The organism is Arthrobacter sp. UNCCL28 (assembly GCF_900102805.1).
Lineage (GTDB): Bacteria > Actinomycetota > Actinomycetes > Actinomycetales > Micrococcaceae > Arthrobacter > Arthrobacter nicotinovorans_A.
In genome coordinates this window covers 140,112-159,286 of record NZ_FMWE01000008.1, presented here as the reverse complement: position 1 = coordinate 159,286, position 19,175 = coordinate 140,112, and the positions used below count along the sequence as shown (strand labels likewise).

Annotated in this window: 14 protein-coding genes; 11 read left to right on the top strand and 3 right to left on the bottom strand. The window is 63.6% G+C overall.

What is annotated here, in order from left to right:
• Positions 1-31 precede the first annotated feature (31 nt).
• Complete coding sequence (locus BLQ01_RS19130; RefSeq protein ID WP_026541031.1) at positions 32-430, top strand: winged helix-turn-helix transcriptional regulator; 399 nt, start codon at positions 32-34, stop codon at positions 428-430.
• Positions 431-478: 48 nt separating this feature from the next.
• Here BLQ01_RS19130 and BLQ01_RS19125 read toward each other — a convergent pair whose 3' ends face one another.
• The gene (locus BLQ01_RS19125) at positions 479-1,180 is read right to left on the bottom strand and encodes an ABC transporter ATP-binding protein (protein ID WP_091553658.1); all 702 of its coding nucleotides are present in this window, start codon (positions 1,178-1,180) and stop codon (positions 479-481) included.
• Between the two features lie 24 nt (positions 1,181-1,204).
• On the bottom strand, positions 1,205-2,284 hold the full coding sequence (locus BLQ01_RS19120; RefSeq protein ID WP_091553657.1) for an ABC transporter permease: 1,080 nt from the start codon (positions 2,282-2,284) through the stop codon (positions 1,205-1,207).
• Positions 2,285-2,478: 194 nt separating this feature from the next.
• Here BLQ01_RS19120 and BLQ01_RS19115 point away from each other — a divergent pair, with 194 nt between their 5' ends.
• The 8 genes from BLQ01_RS19115 (at position 2,479) to BLQ01_RS19080 (ending at position 15,855) form a co-directional block, all read left to right on the top strand.
• Positions 2,479-3,756: a sensor histidine kinase gene (locus tag BLQ01_RS19115; protein ID WP_091553656.1), complete on the top strand. Its 1,278-nt coding sequence runs from the start codon at positions 2,479-2,481 to the stop codon at positions 3,754-3,756.
• Positions 3,753-4,409, top strand: a complete 657-nt coding sequence (locus BLQ01_RS19110) for a response regulator (protein WP_026541035.1) — start codon at positions 3,753-3,755, stop codon at positions 4,407-4,409. The genes BLQ01_RS19115 and BLQ01_RS19110 overlap by 4 nt, the downstream gene beginning before the upstream one ends.
• Before the next feature lie 204 nt (positions 4,410-4,613).
• Complete coding sequence (locus tag BLQ01_RS19105) at positions 4,614-8,462, top strand: NPCBM/NEW2 domain-containing protein (protein WP_091553655.1); 3,849 nt, start codon at positions 4,614-4,616, stop codon at positions 8,460-8,462.
• A gap of 107 nt (positions 8,463-8,569) precedes the next feature.
• Complete coding sequence (locus BLQ01_RS19100) at positions 8,570-10,642, top strand: penicillin-binding transpeptidase domain-containing protein (RefSeq protein WP_175493496.1); 2,073 nt, start codon at positions 8,570-8,572, stop codon at positions 10,640-10,642.
• Between the two features lie 14 nt (positions 10,643-10,656).
• Positions 10,657-11,913, top strand: a complete 1,257-nt coding sequence (locus BLQ01_RS19095; RefSeq protein ID WP_091553653.1) for an FAD-dependent oxidoreductase — start codon at positions 10,657-10,659, stop codon at positions 11,911-11,913.
• Positions 11,914-12,071: 158 nt separating this feature from the next.
• The gene (locus BLQ01_RS19090; RefSeq protein WP_026541039.1) at positions 12,072-13,754 is read left to right on the top strand and encodes an ABC-F family ATP-binding cassette domain-containing protein; all 1,683 of its coding nucleotides are present in this window, start codon (positions 12,072-12,074) and stop codon (positions 13,752-13,754) included.
• Between the two features lie 149 nt (positions 13,755-13,903).
• Positions 13,904-14,671 (top strand): DeoR/GlpR family DNA-binding transcription regulator, encoded by a 768-nt coding sequence (locus BLQ01_RS19085; protein ID WP_091553652.1) that lies wholly within the window; start codon positions 13,904-13,906, stop codon positions 14,669-14,671.
• Positions 14,668-15,855 (top strand): MFS transporter, encoded by a 1,188-nt coding sequence (locus BLQ01_RS19080; RefSeq protein ID WP_091553651.1) that lies wholly within the window; start codon positions 14,668-14,670, stop codon positions 15,853-15,855. The genes BLQ01_RS19085 and BLQ01_RS19080 overlap by 4 nt, the downstream gene beginning before the upstream one ends.
• On the opposite strand, the gene BLQ01_RS19075 is transcribed toward BLQ01_RS19080, so the two are convergent.
• The gene (locus tag BLQ01_RS19075; RefSeq protein ID WP_091553650.1) at positions 15,800-16,504 is read right to left on the bottom strand and encodes a phosphatase PAP2 family protein; all 705 of its coding nucleotides are present in this window, start codon (positions 16,502-16,504) and stop codon (positions 15,800-15,802) included. The genes BLQ01_RS19080 and BLQ01_RS19075 overlap by 56 nt on opposite strands.
• Before the next feature lie 75 nt (positions 16,505-16,579).
• Between BLQ01_RS19075 and BLQ01_RS19070 the strand changes: the two genes are divergently transcribed.
• Both BLQ01_RS19070 and BLQ01_RS19065 read left to right on the top strand, forming a co-directional pair.
• Positions 16,580-18,082 carry a bifunctional phosphatase PAP2/diacylglycerol kinase family protein gene (locus tag BLQ01_RS19070; protein ID WP_091553649.1) on the top strand — a complete coding sequence of 501 codons (1,503 nt, stop codon included), beginning with the start codon at positions 16,580-16,582 and terminating at the stop codon, positions 18,080-18,082.
• A 147-nt stretch (positions 18,083-18,229) separates the two neighbouring features.
• Positions 18,230-19,174, top strand: a complete 945-nt coding sequence (locus BLQ01_RS19065) for an ABC transporter ATP-binding protein (RefSeq protein ID WP_026541044.1) — start codon at positions 18,230-18,232, stop codon at positions 19,172-19,174.
• Position 19,175 lies beyond the last annotated feature (1 nt).

Genomic DNA, 19,175 nt, shown 5'->3' with positions numbered 1-19,175 from the left:
ACTGATAGCTTCAAAGGAACTGAGTTACCTCATGGATACTAATGACCTGGCCGGGAATGTCCTGGACCCCAACTGCCCGTCGCGCGTGGTCTTCCAGCGCATCGGCGATAAGTGGGCATCGCTGGTGATCCAGGTTCTGGGCGACGGTCCCGTCCGCTTTTCCGAACTGCGCAAAATGGTAAACGTGGTTACCCCGAAGGTCCTGACGCAAACACTGCGCACCTTGGAACGCGACGGCCTGATCACCCGAACCGTCTACGCCCAAGTGCCGCCACGCGTGGAATACGAGCTGACAGACCTGGGCCAGTCCCTGCTGCAGCCTCTCACCCTGCTGCGTCGATGGGCCGAGAGCCACGTGCCCACCATCCTGGAAGCGCGGGATGCCTACGATGATGCGCAGGACGAAGCCCTCCTCGGCTCACCCAACTGAGTAACAGCTCTTGCTCCAATGAGGCTCCAGTGGGACGTTTAATGTCACCTAGTTGGGTTGCGCAGACGGGACCACGGAGCGGCTGATCCTTCCGTCCCGCATGGTGGCAACTGCATCGGTGATGGGCAGGAATTCCGTGTCATGCGTGACCATGACGGTGGCCGTGGAGAACTCATCGGTTACCTGCCGCAGCAGCCGGACGATCGATTCGCTCCGTTCGTGATCCAGTGCCGCCGTTGGTTCGTCAACCAGCAGGACACTGGGACTCCCCATGAGGGCGCGGGCAATATTCACCCTCTGACGCTGGCCGCCGGACAATTGATGTGGCCTCTTGGACCCGGCCGCGGACAGACCCACAACATCCAGGAGATCCTCGGCCTTGCGACGGGCCTCCTTCACCGACTTGCCGCGAAGATGCTCGCGGATGAGCAATTGCTCGACGGCGGTCAGTGAGGGAAGGAGGTTGGGTTGCTGGAAGATGATGCCCACCTTGTCCCGGCGCAGCGCCGTGCGTTCGGCCTCCGTGAGGACGGAAACGTCCTGCCCATCAATCACCACGGTTCCCGCAGTTGGCTTGACCAGGGTGGCAGCGACAGCGAGCAAGGACGATTTGCCGGATCCGGACGGGCCCACCAAGGAGAGGAATTCGCTCCTGTGGACCGGGAGGCTGACGGCGTCCAGAGCCTTCAGGACGGACCCGCCGTCGGGATACTCCAGTGAAACGTTGAGGAGATTCAGTGCAATGACCATTGTGTATTCCTTTCGAGGAATGTATTAGTTGCCGCCGAGGGCAAGCAGCGGATCAACGGAAACGACCTTCCGGACTGCCAGCACCGCGCCGGCCAGTCCCAGCAGCACGATCCCTGCCACCGGAAGAAGGGTTGTCAGCGGAGTGATCAGGAAGGGCGCCGCTTGGGCGGCAAAGACGCCAGCAACCAAGCCAATGGCACCGCCCACGGCTGCGCCGGTCACCAAAACCATTGCTGCCTGGGCCAAAGCGTCCTTCAGGACGTACGCGGAGGATCCACCCAGGGCTTTGAGTACGGCGATATCGCGGGTTCGCTGGACAGTCCAAACCGTTAGGAAGGCAACAATCACCAGAGCAGAGATGCCGTAGAGAAATGCCTGCATGAGCATAAGTGAGCCGTTCTCACTCTTGTACGAGGACAGGGCCTGGAACGAGCCCACAGGATCGGAGCTGACCGTGCCGGCCGCCGCATTGGCGGCATCGATGTCCAAGGAGGTCCCGGCGTCGTGCGTGACGGCCAGGACGGTAGCGGTACCGGGTGCCGCATGGGCGATGGTCCGCCAGGTTTCAAGGGTGGTCCAGATGACCCCGGTGTGTGAATACCACTGGTCCTCCACAACATCGGCCACGGTCAGTTCCGAACCGCCCACCCGGACCCGGCTCCCTTTCGAGAGGGACAGTTCCCCGGCCAGGGTTTCGCCGACCACCACCGTCCCGTCCTGCACGGCCGATGGCGCAACTGCTCCGCCGAACACACCTACATTCGCGGTTCCGCTCGGTGTGCCGGAACTGTCCAGTGACTGGAACCGGGTTTGGCTGATTCCCACTGCCTTCGCCGATGAAACCCCCGGTTGTTCACGCCAGGTCGCCAGCTGGGAGGCCGATACTTCGGACTCCGTATAGGAGGCTTTAGGCTCTCCGCCGGCGGGTGCGCCGAAGACAATCTGTTGAGCGGGGAGTGCCGCAATGGCCGACGTCGACTGGTTGCCCAAGCCTGCCGTCAACCCGGAGAGCATGACGAGCAGCAGGGTGATCAAGGCGACCACGCTGCCCATGAGCGCGAAGCGGCCCTTGGCGAACCGGAGGTCGCGGATGGCGAGAAACATCAGAATCCTTTGCTTGGTGCGGGCTTGATCCCGGCATAATCAACTCTTCCGCTGATGGGTCCGCAGCACATCGGGAGCCGGATGGATTGCTTGCCGTCGAGGGGTTGAGGGGCTGATCATCCGAATGGTTGATTCGGGCGCGGTGCGCGGAAAACCGGGCTGGGTGGGGGACGCCGGGGGATACGCTGGGACGCATGCAAACCACCGGTGCCGCCACCATCCTCCGCGTGCTGCGGGTGAGCCTGCATGTAGGGTTCGCGGTGCTGCTGCTGGTGGCAGTCGTCCGCCTGCTGGCCGGAGTTGGAACCGCCGGAGCGCCGTCGTCGGTGGCCATTGCCGCGGGACTGGGTTTATCAGCGGTGCTTGCCCTGGTGTATTTGGCCGGCACCGTCCTGGAGAAGCGCTACGCCGGTGATGCCGGCCGCTTCAACCCCACGCCGTACGCCCGCTGGTGGCTGGGGGCGGTGATGCTGCTATGGCTGCTGCTCCTGCTGGTCAGCGGTGACTTCGCCTGGGTGGCCTTCCCCCTGTTCTTCCTGCAACTCCACCTGCTCCCCCGGCGCCTTGCCCTCCCCGCCATTGCCCTGAGCACGGCACTGCTGGTTGGTGCTTTGTGGTTCCACAGCCGGGATTCGGTTGATGGCGGATTGCAGCCCGCCATGGTCCTGGGGCCGGTGTTCGGGGCTGTTTTCGCCGTGGTTACCGGCCTTGCCTACCGGGCCTTGTTCCTCGAAGCCGAAAACCAGCGAACCGTGGCCGACGACCTCCGAAGGACGCGGGCTGAACTGGCACAGACCCAGCACGACGCCGGGATGCTGGCCGAGCGTGAACGGCTGGCCCGCGAAATACACGACACCCTGGCCCAGGGATTCTCCAGCATCGTCCTCATGGGCCGGTCAGCTGAGAAGGCCCTCGATGACGGAGACACGTCCGTGGCCAAGGAGCGCCTGAAGATGGTGCAGGACACCGCGTCCGGCAATCTCGCCGAGGCCAGGAGCTTTGTCCGGGGCCTGAGGTCGCCGGACCTCGAGCAGTCCGGCTTGGTGGATACTCTGCGCAGGCTATGCGAAAAGACCGAGACGGAAGCCGCTGCCAGGGGAACCTCCCTGCGATGCCGCTTCGAGTTGGTGGGCACCCCGGTTGAGCTGCCCAATACGTTCCAGACCACCCTGCTCCGGGCCGCCCAGGCTTCCCTCGCGAACGTGTGGGCACACGCCCAGGCCAGTACCGCCGTCGTGACCTTGTCGTTTCCAGGCACGGAGGTGACGCTTGACGTTTTCGACGACGGCGTAGGTTTTGAGTCGTCGACGGCGGCCGGTACAGCGCGCGGCGACGGCACCGGCGTCGGTCTCATGAGTTTGCGGGAGCGGCTGGCTGCGTTGGACGGCAGCCTGGAGGTGGAGTCGGCGCCCGGTGAAGGCACAGTGGTGGCCGTCAGGGTGCCGTTGCCGGCCGAAGAGGGTGCTTCATGAGCGAAATCAGGATCTTGTTGGTGGATGACCATCCCGTGGTGAGGGCAGGCCTTCGGGCCATGCTGGCTGATTTCCCGGGGGTGACGGTTGTTGCCGAAGCATCCGACGGCGACGCTGCGCTGGCTGAGTTGGGCAGGTTCCATGCACTCGGCGAACCGGTGGACCTGGTGCTGATGGACCTGCAGATGGGCAGCGGCATGGACGGCGTCACGGCCACCGGGAAGATCAAAGCCGGTGAGGCCGGGACTCCCCCGCCGCCCGTGCTGATTCTGACCACCTACGACACGGACGCGGACATCCTTGCTGCAGTGGAGGCCGGAGCCAGCGGCTACATGTTGAAGGATGCCCCACCCGAGCAGTTGCGCCAGGCCGTCCTGTCAGCAGCGGCAGGGCAAACTGCGCTGGCACCTGAAGTTGCGGCACGTTTGATGGGACGGATCCGAAATCCCGCTCCCGTGCTGAGTGGGCGGGAAGTCCAACTCCTGGAACTGTTGGCTACGGGGATGAGCAACCGTGCCATGGCCAAGCAGCTCTTCATTTCCGAGGCCACGGTCAAGACGCACTTGGTGCACATCTACTCCAAGCTCGGGGTGGATAACCGCACGGCTGCCATCGCTGTGGCGACGCAGCGCAGGATCATCCGCGGACACTGAGTCCCGGCCGGTTGGCCTCGGATATCCGAACCCAGCTGAGGCGCTTTAGTGCGCTTCAAGAGCCTTCGAAACGCGCAAAGAGGCAACCTGTTGGGTAAGTTAATTTTGGTTAAACGGTTGACCTTTGGGCTTTTTGCAGTGACGATTAGTGCACGTTTCGCTATGAGTTAGATCACAAAAAGTCACTCGTCGAAAGTTGGCCCCATGTCCGCACCCTCGCTGGGTCTGTCCGGAGCTGCGCCCAACAGCTTCGGATACATCAGAAAACGTTCGCTGGCCAAGAAGGCAGCCTCTCTTGGCCTTGTCTCGCTGCTCCTCGCCGGAACCATCCCCGCACTCACCTTCGCTGCGGCTGCCACTGCAGCTCCCGGCGATCCGGCCGCCATCAAAACAGTCACCCCGGAAGTGCCGGTTGACGCTGCCGGAGTCCCGCTCGGCGCGGTGACGGGTTTTACCCAGTCCGGCAACGTCGTAGACCTAACAGCAGAGAAGGGGGCCATCCGGGTCACGTTCCTGGATGAGGCCAACTTCCGCCTGGAAGCTGATCCCAGCGGAAAATTCACCGACCCCGCCAACACAGATCAGGGCGATCCCGCCAGGACAGCCAACATCGTGGTGGGCAAGGACAAGTTCCCCGGCGCCACCCCGGCAGTTACCAACGGTGACTGGCTGGGCCTGAAGACAGCCAGGATCAGCGTGGAAATCAACAAGGCCACCACACAGCTTCGGGTGGTCAGGGCCGACGGCTCACTGGTGCTGGAGGAATCCGCGCCCATCACTTTTGGTGCCAACTCGGCTACCCAGCATCTCGCCCAACAGGACGGTGAGCAGTTCATCGGCGGCGGCATGCAGAACGGCCGCTCGGTCCACACCGGCGCCTTGATCAACATCGCCAAGAACTTCGACTGGGACGACGACGGCTACCCCAACGCAGTTCCTTACTACATGTCATCCAAGGGCTACGGCGTCCTGCGCGATACGTTTGCCCGCGGCTCCTACAACTTCAGTGGCCAACCCACCACTACCCACGAGGAAAAGCGGTTCGATGCCTACTACTTCGTGGGGGACTACAAGCAGTCACTCGGCGCCTACACCACCCTGACCGGCAAGCCGATGATGCCCCCGGTCTACGCACTGGAATACGGCGATGCCGACTGCTACAACCGCTCCAACCCCGGATATTCGTCCTCCGGGTACGGGGATCCGGACGGTGCCAAGCAGCGCACCCCGGATGCCATCAAGACCGCGCGGAAGTTCGTTGAGAATGACATGCCGGCCGGCTGGATGCTGGTCAACGACGGCTACGGCTGCGAATACCAGCAACTTCCGGAAACCGCGAGCAACATTGAGGAAGAAACCGACCTCAAGGTAGGCCTGTGGACACAGCGCTCCCTCACGAACCAGGAGTACGAAGTGGGAGAGTCCGGAGTTCGGCTCCGCAAGCTGGACGTCGCATGGGTGGGCCAGGGCTACCGCCAAGCGCTCACAGGCTGCGAGGCAGCACACGGCGGTATTGAGCAATACTCCAACGCACGTGGCACCTCACTGATGGTTGAAGGGTGGGCGGGGTCCCAGCGCTGCGGCATGCAGTGGACGGGTGACCACTCAGGAAACCTCGACGCCGTCCGCTGGCAGGTCTCGGCCCTCACCGGCGCCGGCAACTCAGGTTTGGCATTCACCACGGGGGATGTTGACGGCATCTTTGGTGGCTCTGCTGAGTCCTACGTCCGCGACCTCCAGTGGAAGGCCTTCGCTCCGGCGCTCTACTCCATGTCCGGTTGGGCTGCTACTGACAAGCGCCCATGGCTCTACGGTGACGAGGCCACGGCCATCAACCGCCAGTACCTGCAGCTCCGCCAGCAACTCATGCCGTTCATCTACACGTTGGCCCAGGAATCCTCCACCAGCGGCGTTTCGATGATGCGGTCCATGGCCCTCGAATTCCCCGACCAGCAGTGGTCTTACGGAGCTGAGGCGAACAACCAGTTCATGCTCGGCTCTGATTTCCTGGTGGCTCCGGTGTTTACCCAGACTGACGTCCGCAACGGAATCTTCCTGCCTGCAGGCCAACAGTGGGTGGACTACTGGACGGGCAAGCTCTACCAGGGCGGCCAGATCCTCAACGGTTACAACGCCCCGCTGGACAAGCTTCCGGTGTTCGTCCGCGCCGGCGCTGTCATCCCGCAGGGCCTCGTGGCCCGAAATGCTTCCTTGGTCCCCGAAGACTCCATGATCACTTTGGATGTCTACGCCCAGGGCCAGGACACCTTCACCCTCTATGAGGACGACAAAGTCACCCGTGAGTTCAAGGACGGAAAATCCTCCAGCCAGGTCTTCGCAGTGGATGCTCCGGGCAAGGGCAACAGCAGTGTGAAGGTCTCCATCGGTGAGCGGAAGGGCGATTACACCGGCAAGGCCGCAGCCCGCCCCTACGAACTGAAGGTCCACGCGGGAGCAGCCCCCAAGGATGTGAAAATCGGAGGGACCAAGCTCGCCCAACACACCACCCAGGCCGCTTACGCAGCAGCAACCACCGGCTGGTTCTTCGATGAAGCCAACAACGGCACCATCTGGGTAAAGACCGGCTCCATCGCCTCCAACCAATCGGCCACGGTGCAGCTTCAACAGGCCGGCCCGCTGGGAGGCAAGAGCCAGGAGGACACCGCAGCCGAGGTCCGGGTGACCACGGGCGGGCAAGTCTTCCAGGACCAGGAAACAACGGTCACCGCGGCATTTGTGAACACCGGTACCAAGGCCAAGACCAACGTGGTCCTTACCCCTGTTCTTCCCGAGGGATGGAAAGTGGTTTCTTCCTCAGGAGCCACTGCGGCCAAGGTTGAAGGCGGCGCGGACACCACAGCCACGTTTGTCATCAAACCTGGCTCCAGCGCAAAGGCTGGTCAACAGACCGTGCGGGTTTCGGCGTCGTACTCTGCTTCCGGAAGCACGCAGACGGTGACCGGCGGCAACCAGATCTACGTCGCCTACGGTTCCCTGGCGGCGGCTTACAACACGGTTTCGGTCACCACCGTGGCGGGCAAGGCGCTTGGAAACTTCGACGGCGGAGGGGCCACCTTCGCTGCAGAGCAGCTGGCTGCCGCTACGGTTCCGGCCGGTGGTGTCCGCCCGGGTGGCACGGTAACAGTGGATGCAGGGAAACCGACGCAGGTTGATTACACGTGGCCGTCCGTGGGACCGGACATTCCCAACTCGGTGGCTCTGTCAGCCCAGACCATTGCCGTCAAGGGCAAGGGCACCCATCTGGCCGTCCTCGGATCCGCTGCGGTAGGAAATGGCACCAGTCCTACTCTTACCCTGACATATGCCGATGGAAGCATAGAAAAACAGTCCATCTTCTTCCCCAACTGGTTGCAGCCCCCGGTGTTGAACGGGGCAGTCCTGGCCGTATCCGAGCAAGGCCGCAACAACGCCAACGGGCCGTCGCCGGAGTACACGCAGTACAAGTACCAGGCGTTCTCCAACACCGTCCGTTTGAACCCCACCAAGGAACTGGCGTCCGTCACCCTGCCGACTGACACCCGGGTAAAGTTCTTCGACTGGAAGGTGACCTCGCAGCCCTTGCCGGCCGTTCCGGTTGGCTCTGTGTACGCCTCCGAAACCCCATGGGTCCAGGCTCTGAACGGCTACGGAGTGATCGGAAAGAACGTGGCCAACAAAGACTCTGCATCGTCCCCGGACGTGCCGCTTGCCATCAATTACACGGACCCGTCCACAGGGAAACAGCCCGTATTCACCAAGGGCCTGGGGGTCCACGCTGCCTCGAAGATCACGTACTACCTGGGCGGAAAGTGTTCGTCCTTCACCTCACAGGTGGGTCTCGAGAGCGGTTTTGGCGGCAACATCGTCTTCAAGGTCAATGCCGACGGTGTGAACAGGTACCAGTCGCGCACGTACACCCCCGGGTTCGCGCCGGAGTCAGTATCCGTTGACCTGACAGGTGCGGCTTATGTGGAACTGGTGGTTGACCCGTCCGGCTCCATCAACGGCGCACACGGCGTGTGGGGTGATGCCAAGTTCACCTGCGCTCCCTAGTTCGGTTTTCCAGGCAGCCGCCGCGTGCCCGACCCTTTCCGGGGATGGCAGGCGGCGGCTGTCCGCTTCCCGGGCACAACAAGAAACTGTCAGGGGAACGGGGCATAATGTCGCAAATGGGGAAACTGAAGATGCAGCAAGGTTTTGTTCTTGGTCTCGTGGCGTTGGTGATGGGTGGTTCACTGACCGCGTGCGATGACGGGCGATCGGGTGCGGAGGGCGCTGCCAAGCAGCTCGCTTCCTCCCTGGCAGCGCTCGACGTCGGTTCGCTCGCCGTAGACGGCAAGGACGCTGCCGCGGCCAACGATGAGCTGAAAGCCGTTTTCGCCGGCTTGGACGCCAATCCCTCGGTTGTCTCCGGGGAGGTAAAGCTCGACGGCGACACCGCCACCTTCCCGCTTAACTACAGCTGGAACATCGGCTCGGCCAAGTGGGAATACAGCTCCGAGGCCACCCTGAAGAAATCGGGTGACAAGTGGGCGGTCCAGTGGACTCCGTCCCTGCTGGCGCCGGAACTCTCCGATGGTGAGACTTTGTCCGTCAAAACTGTTCCTGCCCAGCGCGGCCAGATCCTTGGAGCCGGCTACGCCCCGATTGTCCAGGACCGGCCCGTCTTCCGGGTGGGCATCGACAAAACCAAGGTAGCCGCCGAGCAGGCCGATGCCGCTGCCCGCGCCATGGCGGCGCTGCTGGGCCTGGATGCCGAAGAGTACGCCAAACAGGTTGCCGCCTCCGGACCGCAGGCCTTCGTGGAGGGACTGGTCCTCCGTGCCTACACCGCCGAGGTCACCGAGGCCAAGATCAAGGCCATCCCCGGTGGCGTGAGCATCCTGGACTCCATGGCCCTGGCCCCCACACGCACCTTCGCCCGGGCCCTGCTGGGCAGCGTGGGCCAGGCCAGCGCAGAACAGATCGAGAAATCCAACGGGGCCCTGCGTGCGGGAGACACCACAGGCACAGGTGGCTTGCAGCAGAAGTACGACTCCCTCCTGCGCGGCAAGGACGGCGTGGAAGTGGTGGCCACCCCCGCTGAAAAGGCCGAGGGCGAAACCCCAGGTCCCAAGGCGTTCTTCTCATCCCTTCCCGCTCCGGGAACCACCCTCAAAACCACCCTGGATTTGAAACTGCAGCAGCTGGCCGAGGAAACCTTGGCCGGGATAGAGCCGGCCTCCGCCATTGTGGCGCTCAGGCCGTCCACCGGTGCCGTGCTGGCCGCAGCATCCGGGCCTGGGAGCAACGGCTACAACACTGCCCTCCTGGGCCAGTACGCCCCCGGTTCCACCTTCAAGATTGTTGATTCCCTGGCCATGTTCCGCAACGGCGCCACCCCGGACTCAAAAGTGGAATGCCCCTCAACGTTGACCGTGGACGGCCGCACGTTCAAGAACGCCGAAGGCTACCCCGAAAGTTCGTTGGGCACTGTTGCCTTGCGGGATGCCTTTGCGCACTCCTGCAACACAGCTTTCATCAACGCCCGGGAAACGGTCAGCCAGGATCAACTTGAGTCCGCCGCCCAGGCTTTGGGGGTTGCGGTCGAAGCCCCCAAGCTCGGCGCAGACGCCTTCCTGGGTTCGGTTCCCGGGGCCGCTGAAGGAACTGAGCACGCCGCATCCATGATTGGTCAGGGCAAAGTCCTCTTCTCGCCGCTCTCGGCCGCTGTCATGGCGGCTTCCGTCGCCAACGGGGCTCCGGTTTCACCGCAGCTCGTGCTCAACGCCGATGCTGCCCAGGATCCCAGCGCCGCTTCGGACCCCGGCGCTACCGGCGCTACGACGGAAAGCGGCTCCGCCCCGCCGTCGTCCAGTGCGGCAACGTCCGGCGCAGCAACATCCAGCGCAGCAGCATCCGGTGCAGCCTCCGCTGCGGCCTCGTCCGCTGCGGCAACCGCCGCGCCGGCGTCCACCAAGCCGATTACCAAGGAAGAAGCCGCCTCCCTGGCGGACATGATGCGTGCCGTGGTCACCTCCGGACATGCGGGCTTCCTGGCCCAGGTGCCCGGCGCACCCGTGGGCGCAAAGACGGGCACCGCAGAGTTCGGAAACGACAACCCGCCCAAGACCCACGCCTGGATTGTGGCGACCCACGGGGACCTGGCGGTCGCAGTGTTTGTTGAAGACGGCGGGCTGGGTGCCACCACCAGCGGCCCGTTGTTGAAATCGTTCCTGACCGCGGCGGGCTGAATCGGAGGCTGAACATGGCAGCGAATACCCAGTGTGTAGTGGCGGGCGGAGGGCCGGCCGGGATCGTACTGGGATTGCTGCTTGCCCGCGCCGGCGTGGAAGTCACCGTGCTGGAGAAACACGCTGACTTCCTGCGTGATTTCAGGGGCGATACTGTTCACGCCTCCACCGTCAGGCTCCTTGACGAGTTGGGTCTGGGCGAGGGCTTCCGTGCCCTTCCCCAAAGCAAGCTGGGCAATTTCCGCCTACCCGTCGGATCGGATGATTCGGTAGTCCTGGCTGATTTTGGGCGGCTCAAAGCCCCGTACAACTACGTCGCCATGGTGCCGCAATGGGACCTGTTGAACTTCCTGGTCGAAGCGGCACAGCAGGAACCCAACTTCACGTTGCTGATGAATACCGAGGTGACGGAACCGCTGACGGACACGGCAGGAGCGGTTGTTGGAGTTGCGTACGGAACACGCGATCCGCAGACGGGGGCGCTGACGGGACACGGTGAGCTGCGGGCGCCACTGACCGTTGCCTGCGATGGACGTGGTTCAGTCCTCCGCAGGAAGGCCGGCCTGGTTCCACAGGAGTTTCCCGTGCCCTTTGATACCTGGTGGTTCAGGATCCCCCGCACTCCCGGCGAGGACGAACCACTGGCTTCCATTGCCCCGCGTTTTGGCAGCTCAGACGTCCTGTTGAGCTTGACCCGCAAGGATTACCACCAGATCGCGTACTTGGCGGCCAAAGGCTCGGACCCCCAACTGCGGGCTGCAGGAATTGAGGCGTTCCGTGGCAAGGTAGCCGCTTTACGGCCGGACCTGGCAGACCGTGTGGAAGCCATCGAATCGCTGGACGATCTGCACCTGTTGGACGTGAAACTCAACCGGCTGTCCCGGTGGCACAAGCCCGGGCTGCTGCTCATAGGGGATGCAGCCCATGCGATGTCCCCTGCCGGTGGGGTGGGAATCAACCTTGCGGTGCAGGATGCAGTGGCGGCGGCGCGCCTGCTCGCAGGGCCGCTGCTGACCCAAACACTCGACGACGGCCACCTCGCCGCGGTCCAAAGGCGGCGCTGGCTTCCCACTGTCCTGATCCAATTCTTCCAGCGCGTGCTGCACCGTGTGGTGTTTGCACAGGTCATGGCCGGGAAACAACCCAAACCTCCCAAGCCTCTGGTCTTTGTTGTTCGGAACTTCCCCTCGTTCGGGAAGCTTCCTGCGCGAATGATCGCTTTCGGTCCACGGCCTGAACACGCGCCGGAGTTCGCCCGAAGGAAGCCCTAGCCGGACTGCCCCGTTCCTCTCCTTGACCGAGGTCCGGCACCCCGTTCCTCTCGCCGACAGCGGTCCGGCCCCAGTTATTTCCCCCAACAGGGGACGCTGTCGGGCGGTGCCGGCTGCCGCCGTCGAGCGTTAATACCTTGCCGTGGGAGGATTGAAACGTGGCCCATATTGACGTTTCCGGCATCGACTACTTCCTCTCCGACGGCACCCAGCTGCTCAACGGTGTGACCTTCAAGGTCCCCGACGGCACCAAGACCGCCTTGATCGGACCGAATGGAACCGGCAAGACCACCCTGTTCAAGATCATCTCCGGCGACCTCACTCCGGACGAGGGGGCAGTGGGCCGCTCCGGCAACATGGGGATCATGCGCCAGTTCGTAGGCCAGGTCCGTGACGAATCCACCGTGCGCGACCTCCTGGTTTCCACAGCCCAGGCAGGGCTGGCAGCTGCCGCCAAGGCGGTTGAAGACGCAGAGCTGGCCATGATGGAGCATGACGACGAGCCCACCCAGATGAAGTACGCCCAGGCGATAGTGGACTGGGGCGATGCCGGTGGGTACGACGTCGAGACCGTGTGGGACGAAGTTTGCATGGCCGCCCTGGGGATCTCCTTCGACAAAGCGCAATTCCGCCGCGCCTCCACGTTGTCCGGCGGCGAGCAGAAGCGCCTGGTGCTCGAAGCCCTGTTTGCCGGCCCGGACGAACTCCTGCTCCTGGACGAGCCGGACAACTACCTTGACGTTCCCGGTAAGCGCTGGCTTGAAGGCAAGCTCAACGAGTCCAAGAAGACTGTGCTGTTCATCAGCCACGACCGCGAATTGCTCAACAACGCCGCCGGTCGCATTGTCACCCTCGAACCCGGAATCAATGGTGCCGGTGCCTGGATCCATGGTGGCGGCTTCGGCTCGTACGTTGAGGCGCGCGCTGATCGGAACGCCCGGTTCGAGGAACTGCGCAAGCGTTGGGACGAGGAGCACGTAAAGCTCAAGGAACTCGTCAACATGTACAAGAACAAGGCTGCTTTCCGCTCCGACATGGCCAACCGGTACCAGGCTGCGCAGACGCGCCTGGCCAAGTTCCTGGAAGCGGGACCGCCCGAGGCCCTGCCCATCGAGCAGAACGTCAAAATGCGACTGAAGGGTGGGCGCACCGCGAAGCGGGCCGTCGTGGCCGAGAAGCTCGAACTGACCGGGCTCATGAAGCCGTTCTCCACGGAAATCTGGTTCGGGGACCGCGTGGGCGTGCTCGGCTCCAACGGTTCGGGCAAGAGCCACTTCCTGCGGCTGCTCGCTACCGGAGGCACGGACCCGGAGCGCGAGCACCTGCCGGTGTCCGACGTCGTCATCGCTGAAGTTCCGCACCAAGGCACCGTGAAACTGGGCGCCCGAATCAGGCCCGGATTCTTCGCGCAGACCCATGTACGGCCCGATCTTCTGGGCCGAACATTGCTGGAGATCCTGCACAGGGGCGACGAGCACCGTTCGGGCCTTCCCCGTGAGTCCGCTGCTGGTGCCCTGGACGGGTATGGGCTGGCCGGCCAGTCGGAGCAGAAGTACGAATCCCTGTCGGGTGGTCAGCAGGCACGGTTCCAGATCCTCCTGCTGCAGCTCTCCGGTGCCACTTTGTTGCTGTTGGATGAGCCTACGGACAACCTCGACCTGCATTCGGGAGAAGCCCTGGAACGGGCCATCGATGCTTTCGAGGGCACTGTCCTGGCCGTGACCCACGACCGCTGGTTCGCCAAGTCCTTTGACCGTTTCATGATCTTTGGATCCGATGGCAAGGTCTACGAGTCCGAGGAACCTGTGTGGGACGAGAAGCGGGTGGAGCGCGCCCGCTGACGCTCTCGCACATCCCCTTGGTTTCCCGCGAACGCTCTTGCACTTGCTGCAGGAGCGTTTCGCTTTAAGCCCGGGGATGTGAGAGAGGATCGAATGCGCGAATGATCACTACTGATGATTAAATGCGCAAAGCTTGCTACGGTTGAATTATGGGAACTGCTGACCGACACCGGCTCATTGGCGAGCTGCTGCGCACCCGCGAACAAGCCACGGTGGACGAACTGGTGGACGCCACGGGAGCCTCGGGCGCCACCATCCGCCGCGACCTTGAGATACTCGCGGCCAACGGAGTGCTCAAGCGCATCCACGGCGGTGCACGCAGCCTGGTGGCACGTGGAGACAACCCCGGTTACGGCCAACGGGAACTGGAAGACCACGAAGCCAAAATCCGCATTGCCACCGCAGTTGACGGGCTCCTCAAAGATCGCGAACACGTGTGGCTGGACAGCGGATCCACGGCCACCGAGATTGCACGCGGGCTGGGCACGCGGGAACTCACCGTGATGCCCATGTCACTCCACGGTGTTGAAGCCCTCACGCACGCCAAGGACGGACGGGCGCCCCGGCTCATCCTTCCCGGCGGCAGCCTCATCCCCGGCGAGCAGTCTTTCCGGGGACCCATGACTGAAGCCAACATCCGCTCGCTCAGGTTCGACACCGCCGTCGTAACTCCCTGCGCACTCAACCTCAGGGACGGCCTGCTGGCCCACGACCTCGATGATGCGGCGGTGAAACGCGCAGGTCTGGAATCCGCGGCCCGTGTCATCGTGGCGTCGGCAGGCAGCAAGTGGAATGCCAGCGCGGTGGCTTTGGTTGCAGCCATGGACGCCGTGGATGTCATTGTCACTGACCAAAAACCGTCCCCCGAAGATCTTGTCCGGCTCAACAAACTCTCCGTGGAAGTTGTGATTGCATGACCACCAACACCAGAAGCACCACCAACGTCAATGCCGCTGCGGTGGCGACGTTCCTGATCTTCGGCATGAACGGGTTGGTCTTTGCCAGCTGGGCTGCGCGCATTCCTGCAGTGACGGAAGCGTTGAGCCTGACCTCCGGCCAGATGGGCACCCTGCTGCTGTGCACAGCGGTGGGGTCGCTGCTGGCGTTGCCTTCGGCGGGCTGGGTTGTGGGCAGGATCGGCACTGCGAATACCGTCCGTGTGGCCGGGATCGTTGCAGGAGCTGCAGGCGCAGCCATCGCTTTCTCCCTGATGGCCGCCTCTGTGCCCGCCACGGCAATCGCCTTGTTCTTCTTCGGCATCGGAATCGGGCTGTGGGACGTTGCGCAGAACATCGAAGGCGCCGACGTCGAGCACCGGCTCAAGCGAACCATCATGCCGCAATTCCACGCGGCATTCTCCGGGGGAGCCTTCCTTGGCGCCTTGATCGGCGCCGGCCTTTCACAGCTGGGCGTGGGCCTCCCTGAGCATTTGCTGGTCATCGCCGCCATCGCTGTCGCCCTTGCGCTGACGGTCCCCCGCTTCTTCCTGCCCCACGAGGCCGCAGAAGTACACGACGACGGCGCTCCAGCTGCTAAGGGACCCTCCGCTTGGCGCGATGGCAGGACCCTGTTGATCGGCGTCGTAGTACTTGGTGCCACCCTGACCGAAGGTGCGGGCAACGACTGGATCGCGAAGGCTGCGGTGGACGGACTGGGTGCTTCGGAATCTACCGGTGCGCTGTTGTTCGCCCTCTTCGTCCTGGCCATGACGATCATGCGGTTCCTAGGGGGCAAGGCGATTGATGCCTTTGGCCGCGTGGCCGTCCTGCGGGCCAGCATGGCAGCGGCCGCAGCTGGCCTGGCGCTGTTTGTCTTCGCAGGAAACGTGGTTCTTGCCGGTATTGGTGCCGCTTTGTGGGGAGTCGGTGCCGCACTGGCCTTCCCCATGGGCATGTCGGCCGCTGCGGATGACCCCAAGCACGCCGCTGCGCGGGTGTCCGTGGTTTCCACCATCGGCTACATAGCTTTCCTGGCCGGCCCGCCTTTGTTGGGATACTTGGGCGACCACACAGGCATCCACCTGGCTCTCCTGGCCATCGGTGCGCCTATTCTGCTCGCTCTCCTGCTTGCAGGCGTCGCGAAGCCCTTGCCGCCCAAATAGTCCGGGGACCTCCCGTTTCATTCTCTTTGACGCATACGTTCCGGAAGCGCCACCAGAGGATCAGCACTACTCCGCCGGCAAGGCAGGCGCCGCCGAGGACATCGCTGAGCCAATGTGCTGAGAGGTAGGTGCGGCTGATCATCATGGCTATGACTCCCAGGGCAGCCAGCAGGGTCATCCACCAGCGGCTGACCAGGATGGCCAGTACCATGAGGAAAGCCGTGGTGGCAGATACATGCCCGGAGGGGTATGAACCGGTATCCGTCAGGACTCTGGCACCCACTGGCCGTTCCCTGCCCACCACCACCTTGCCCAGCTGCGTGAGTGCCAGGGCAGTCACACCTGAGACCAGGACGAAGGTGGCCGTGAGGGGTCGGCGCCAAACGAACAGTACTGCGGCCAACACCCCGTGGAGCACCAGCATGCCCGCGTACCCTACGCCGTTCAGGACTGCGTTCACGCCATCCCAGAAGGGTGAGTGCAGAGTGAACGCAAAGGCCTGCCACGTGGTGTCAACGCTGTTGAACGCGGGCTCGCCCTGCCCCACCAGGAGCATGATGCCCGGGACTATGAAGGCGCACAGCAGGAGTACGCCGGGAACCACCATTTGCCACCCGGGTTGTTGACGTGGACGCAGGACGCGGATCATCCATTCATCGTAGCCACGGCCGGGTGAAGTCGAGGGCAGCCCACCGCGGGGGTGCGCAGGCGTTACTGTGAAGTAATGCGAGGCTTCGTGGCCAAGGGCCCCAAACGAGTTGTGAAATTCGATCACTTCCTGGTCCGGGTTGTCTCCCGGCAACCCCAGGGTGACCATGACGTCTTTTTCCGGCGGCTCTCGGCAGCCGCCACCAAAGGAAAACTTTGGTTCGGTATCGCTGGGGTCATGGCCGCGTTCCCCGGTAAACCGCGCAGGGCAGCCCTTCACGGCGTGTTGGCCTTGGGTGTGGCTTCAGGGGTCACCAACGTCATCTTCAAGCGGGCACTCCCCCGACGGCGCCCGCTTCCTGAGCACCTGCCGCTGTTTCGTTTCGTGAACCCGCAGCCAACCAGCTCATCGATGCCCTCCGGGCACTCTGCCTCCGCGGTCGCCTTCGCTGTGGGCGCCGGCGTCGTCTCCCCCGTCATCGGAGTTGCCCTGGCGCCCATTGCCGCCGGCGTGGCTTACTCGCGCGTGCATACGGGCGCACATTGGCCCTCGGATGTGGTGCTGGGTTCCGCCCTTGGGGCCGGCGCTGCTTGGGCAACCCGCAAGTGGTGGCCGGCGCGGCCCCCCGAACCGACTCCCCGGCGCACGCCGGTTGAGGCGCCGGCAATCCACGACGGCGAGGGGCTGAGTATCGGGGTCAACGTCATGGGTGGCTCCTACACGCCCGAGACCGGAGAACTGCTGAAAGAAATATTCCCGAAAGCTTATATAAGGGAAATTTCTGAAGGCGAAGACATAGCTGCAGAGATGGAAGCCGCAGCCACGCGGCCCGGAACCGTCGCATTGGGCGTGTGGGGTGGCGACGGAACGGTTGGCACCGCGGCGGCTGCCGCCGTCGAGCATTCACTGCCGCTCCTGGTGCTGCCAGGCGGGACGCTCAACCACTTTGCCCGCGATATTGGCACCGGCTCGATCGATGACGCCATCGAGGCACTGACCAAGGGGCAGGCGGCCTCCGTTGACCTGGGGCATGTAGTGGTGCAGCGTGGCCTGCCTGAAACCCCCGAAACCACGGAGCTGGCAATGCTGAACACCGCCAGCGTAGGCGTGTATCCGAACCTGGTCAGGCGTCGGGAACGGCTCCAGCCGGCAATGGGCAAGCCGATGGCCAGTGTGGTGGCTTCCTTGCGGACTTTCGGGGTGAATTCGCCCACCGCGCTCATGGTGGATGGGGTAAAGCACAAGCTGTGGATCCTCTATATGGGCCGCGGAAGGTTCTACCCCAGCGACCACGCGCCGCTCCGCAGGCCTGTGCTGGATGACGGCGTCTTTGACCTGCGCATGATCACGGCGGATGAGCCGTTCGCCCGGGCACGGCTGTTGTGGGCCGTGGTGACAGGGACTGTCGCGGCGTCCCGGGTTACCCACCTGACGGAGGCCACAACCATCACCGTGGAAGCAATCGGCCAGCCCCTGGTCCTGGCCGTGGATGGCGAACCGAAGCCCGGGGTCCGCAGCGCCACCTTCACCGTGAAACCCCGTGAACTCCGCGTGTACTCGCCCCTTCCCGCCGACTGAAAGCCTGCGGGTCATCCGCGAGGACTACCCTGACTGAACCCTGAATCATCCCTGAGACCGGCGATTTACGTCCTCCCGGTGAGTAGCGTGGTGAGTACATTCGAAACTCATCCGCACACTCATGTGCTCCGAGGAGGGAACGCTTCCATGATCGAAGCAAAAGGCCTGACCAAGGTCTACGGCGAGAAGACCGCCGTCGGCGGTGTCAGTTTCACTGTCCAGGCAGGACGGGTGACGGGCTTCCTGGGTCCGAACGGTGCCGGCAAGTCCACCACCATGCGCATGATCATGGGGCTGGACACTCCGTCGTCGGGCTCGGTGACCGTGAACGGTGAGCCGTTCGCCCAGCACAGGGCACCGCTGCGGGAGATCGGTGCCCTCCTGGACGCCAAGGCTGTCCATACGAGCCGCACCGCCTACAACCACCTGCTCGCCATGGCAGCGACGCACAGCATTCCCAAGAGCCGGGTCCGCGAAGTCATCGAAATGACCGGCCTGGGGGACGTCGCCAAGAAGAAGGTCAAGGGCTTCTCGCTCGGAATGGGTCAGCGCCTCGGCATTGCCGCCGCACTGTTGGGCGATCCGCAGACCATCATCCTGGACGAGCCGGTCAACGGCTTGGATCCTGAAGGCGTGGTGTGGGTCCGCAACCTGGTGAAGTACCTGGCATCCGAAGGCCGCACGGTCTTCCTGTCCAGCCACCTCATGAGCGAGATGGCACTCACTGCAGACCACCTGATCGTGATTGGCCGGGGCAAGATCATTGCAGACGCCCCGATCGCCGAAATCATCACCGGCAAAGGCCAGGCACGCACCCGTGTCCGTACCGACCAGCCGGAACGCCTCATGCAACTCCTGGCGGGAACCGGCGTTTCCGTGGAGGTCCACGAGCGCGAACTCCTTGAGGTGTCCGGACTGGATCCCCGCGGGATCGCCAGGACTGCCCTGGAGAACCAAGTCATGGTGTACGAGCTGACCCCGCTCCAGGCAAGCCTGGAAGAGGCGTACATGGAACTGACCAAGGACGAGGTGGAATACCACTCGCACATCACCACCGGGGCCTCGGTTCCCGCCCAGGCCGGAGGGAAATAGA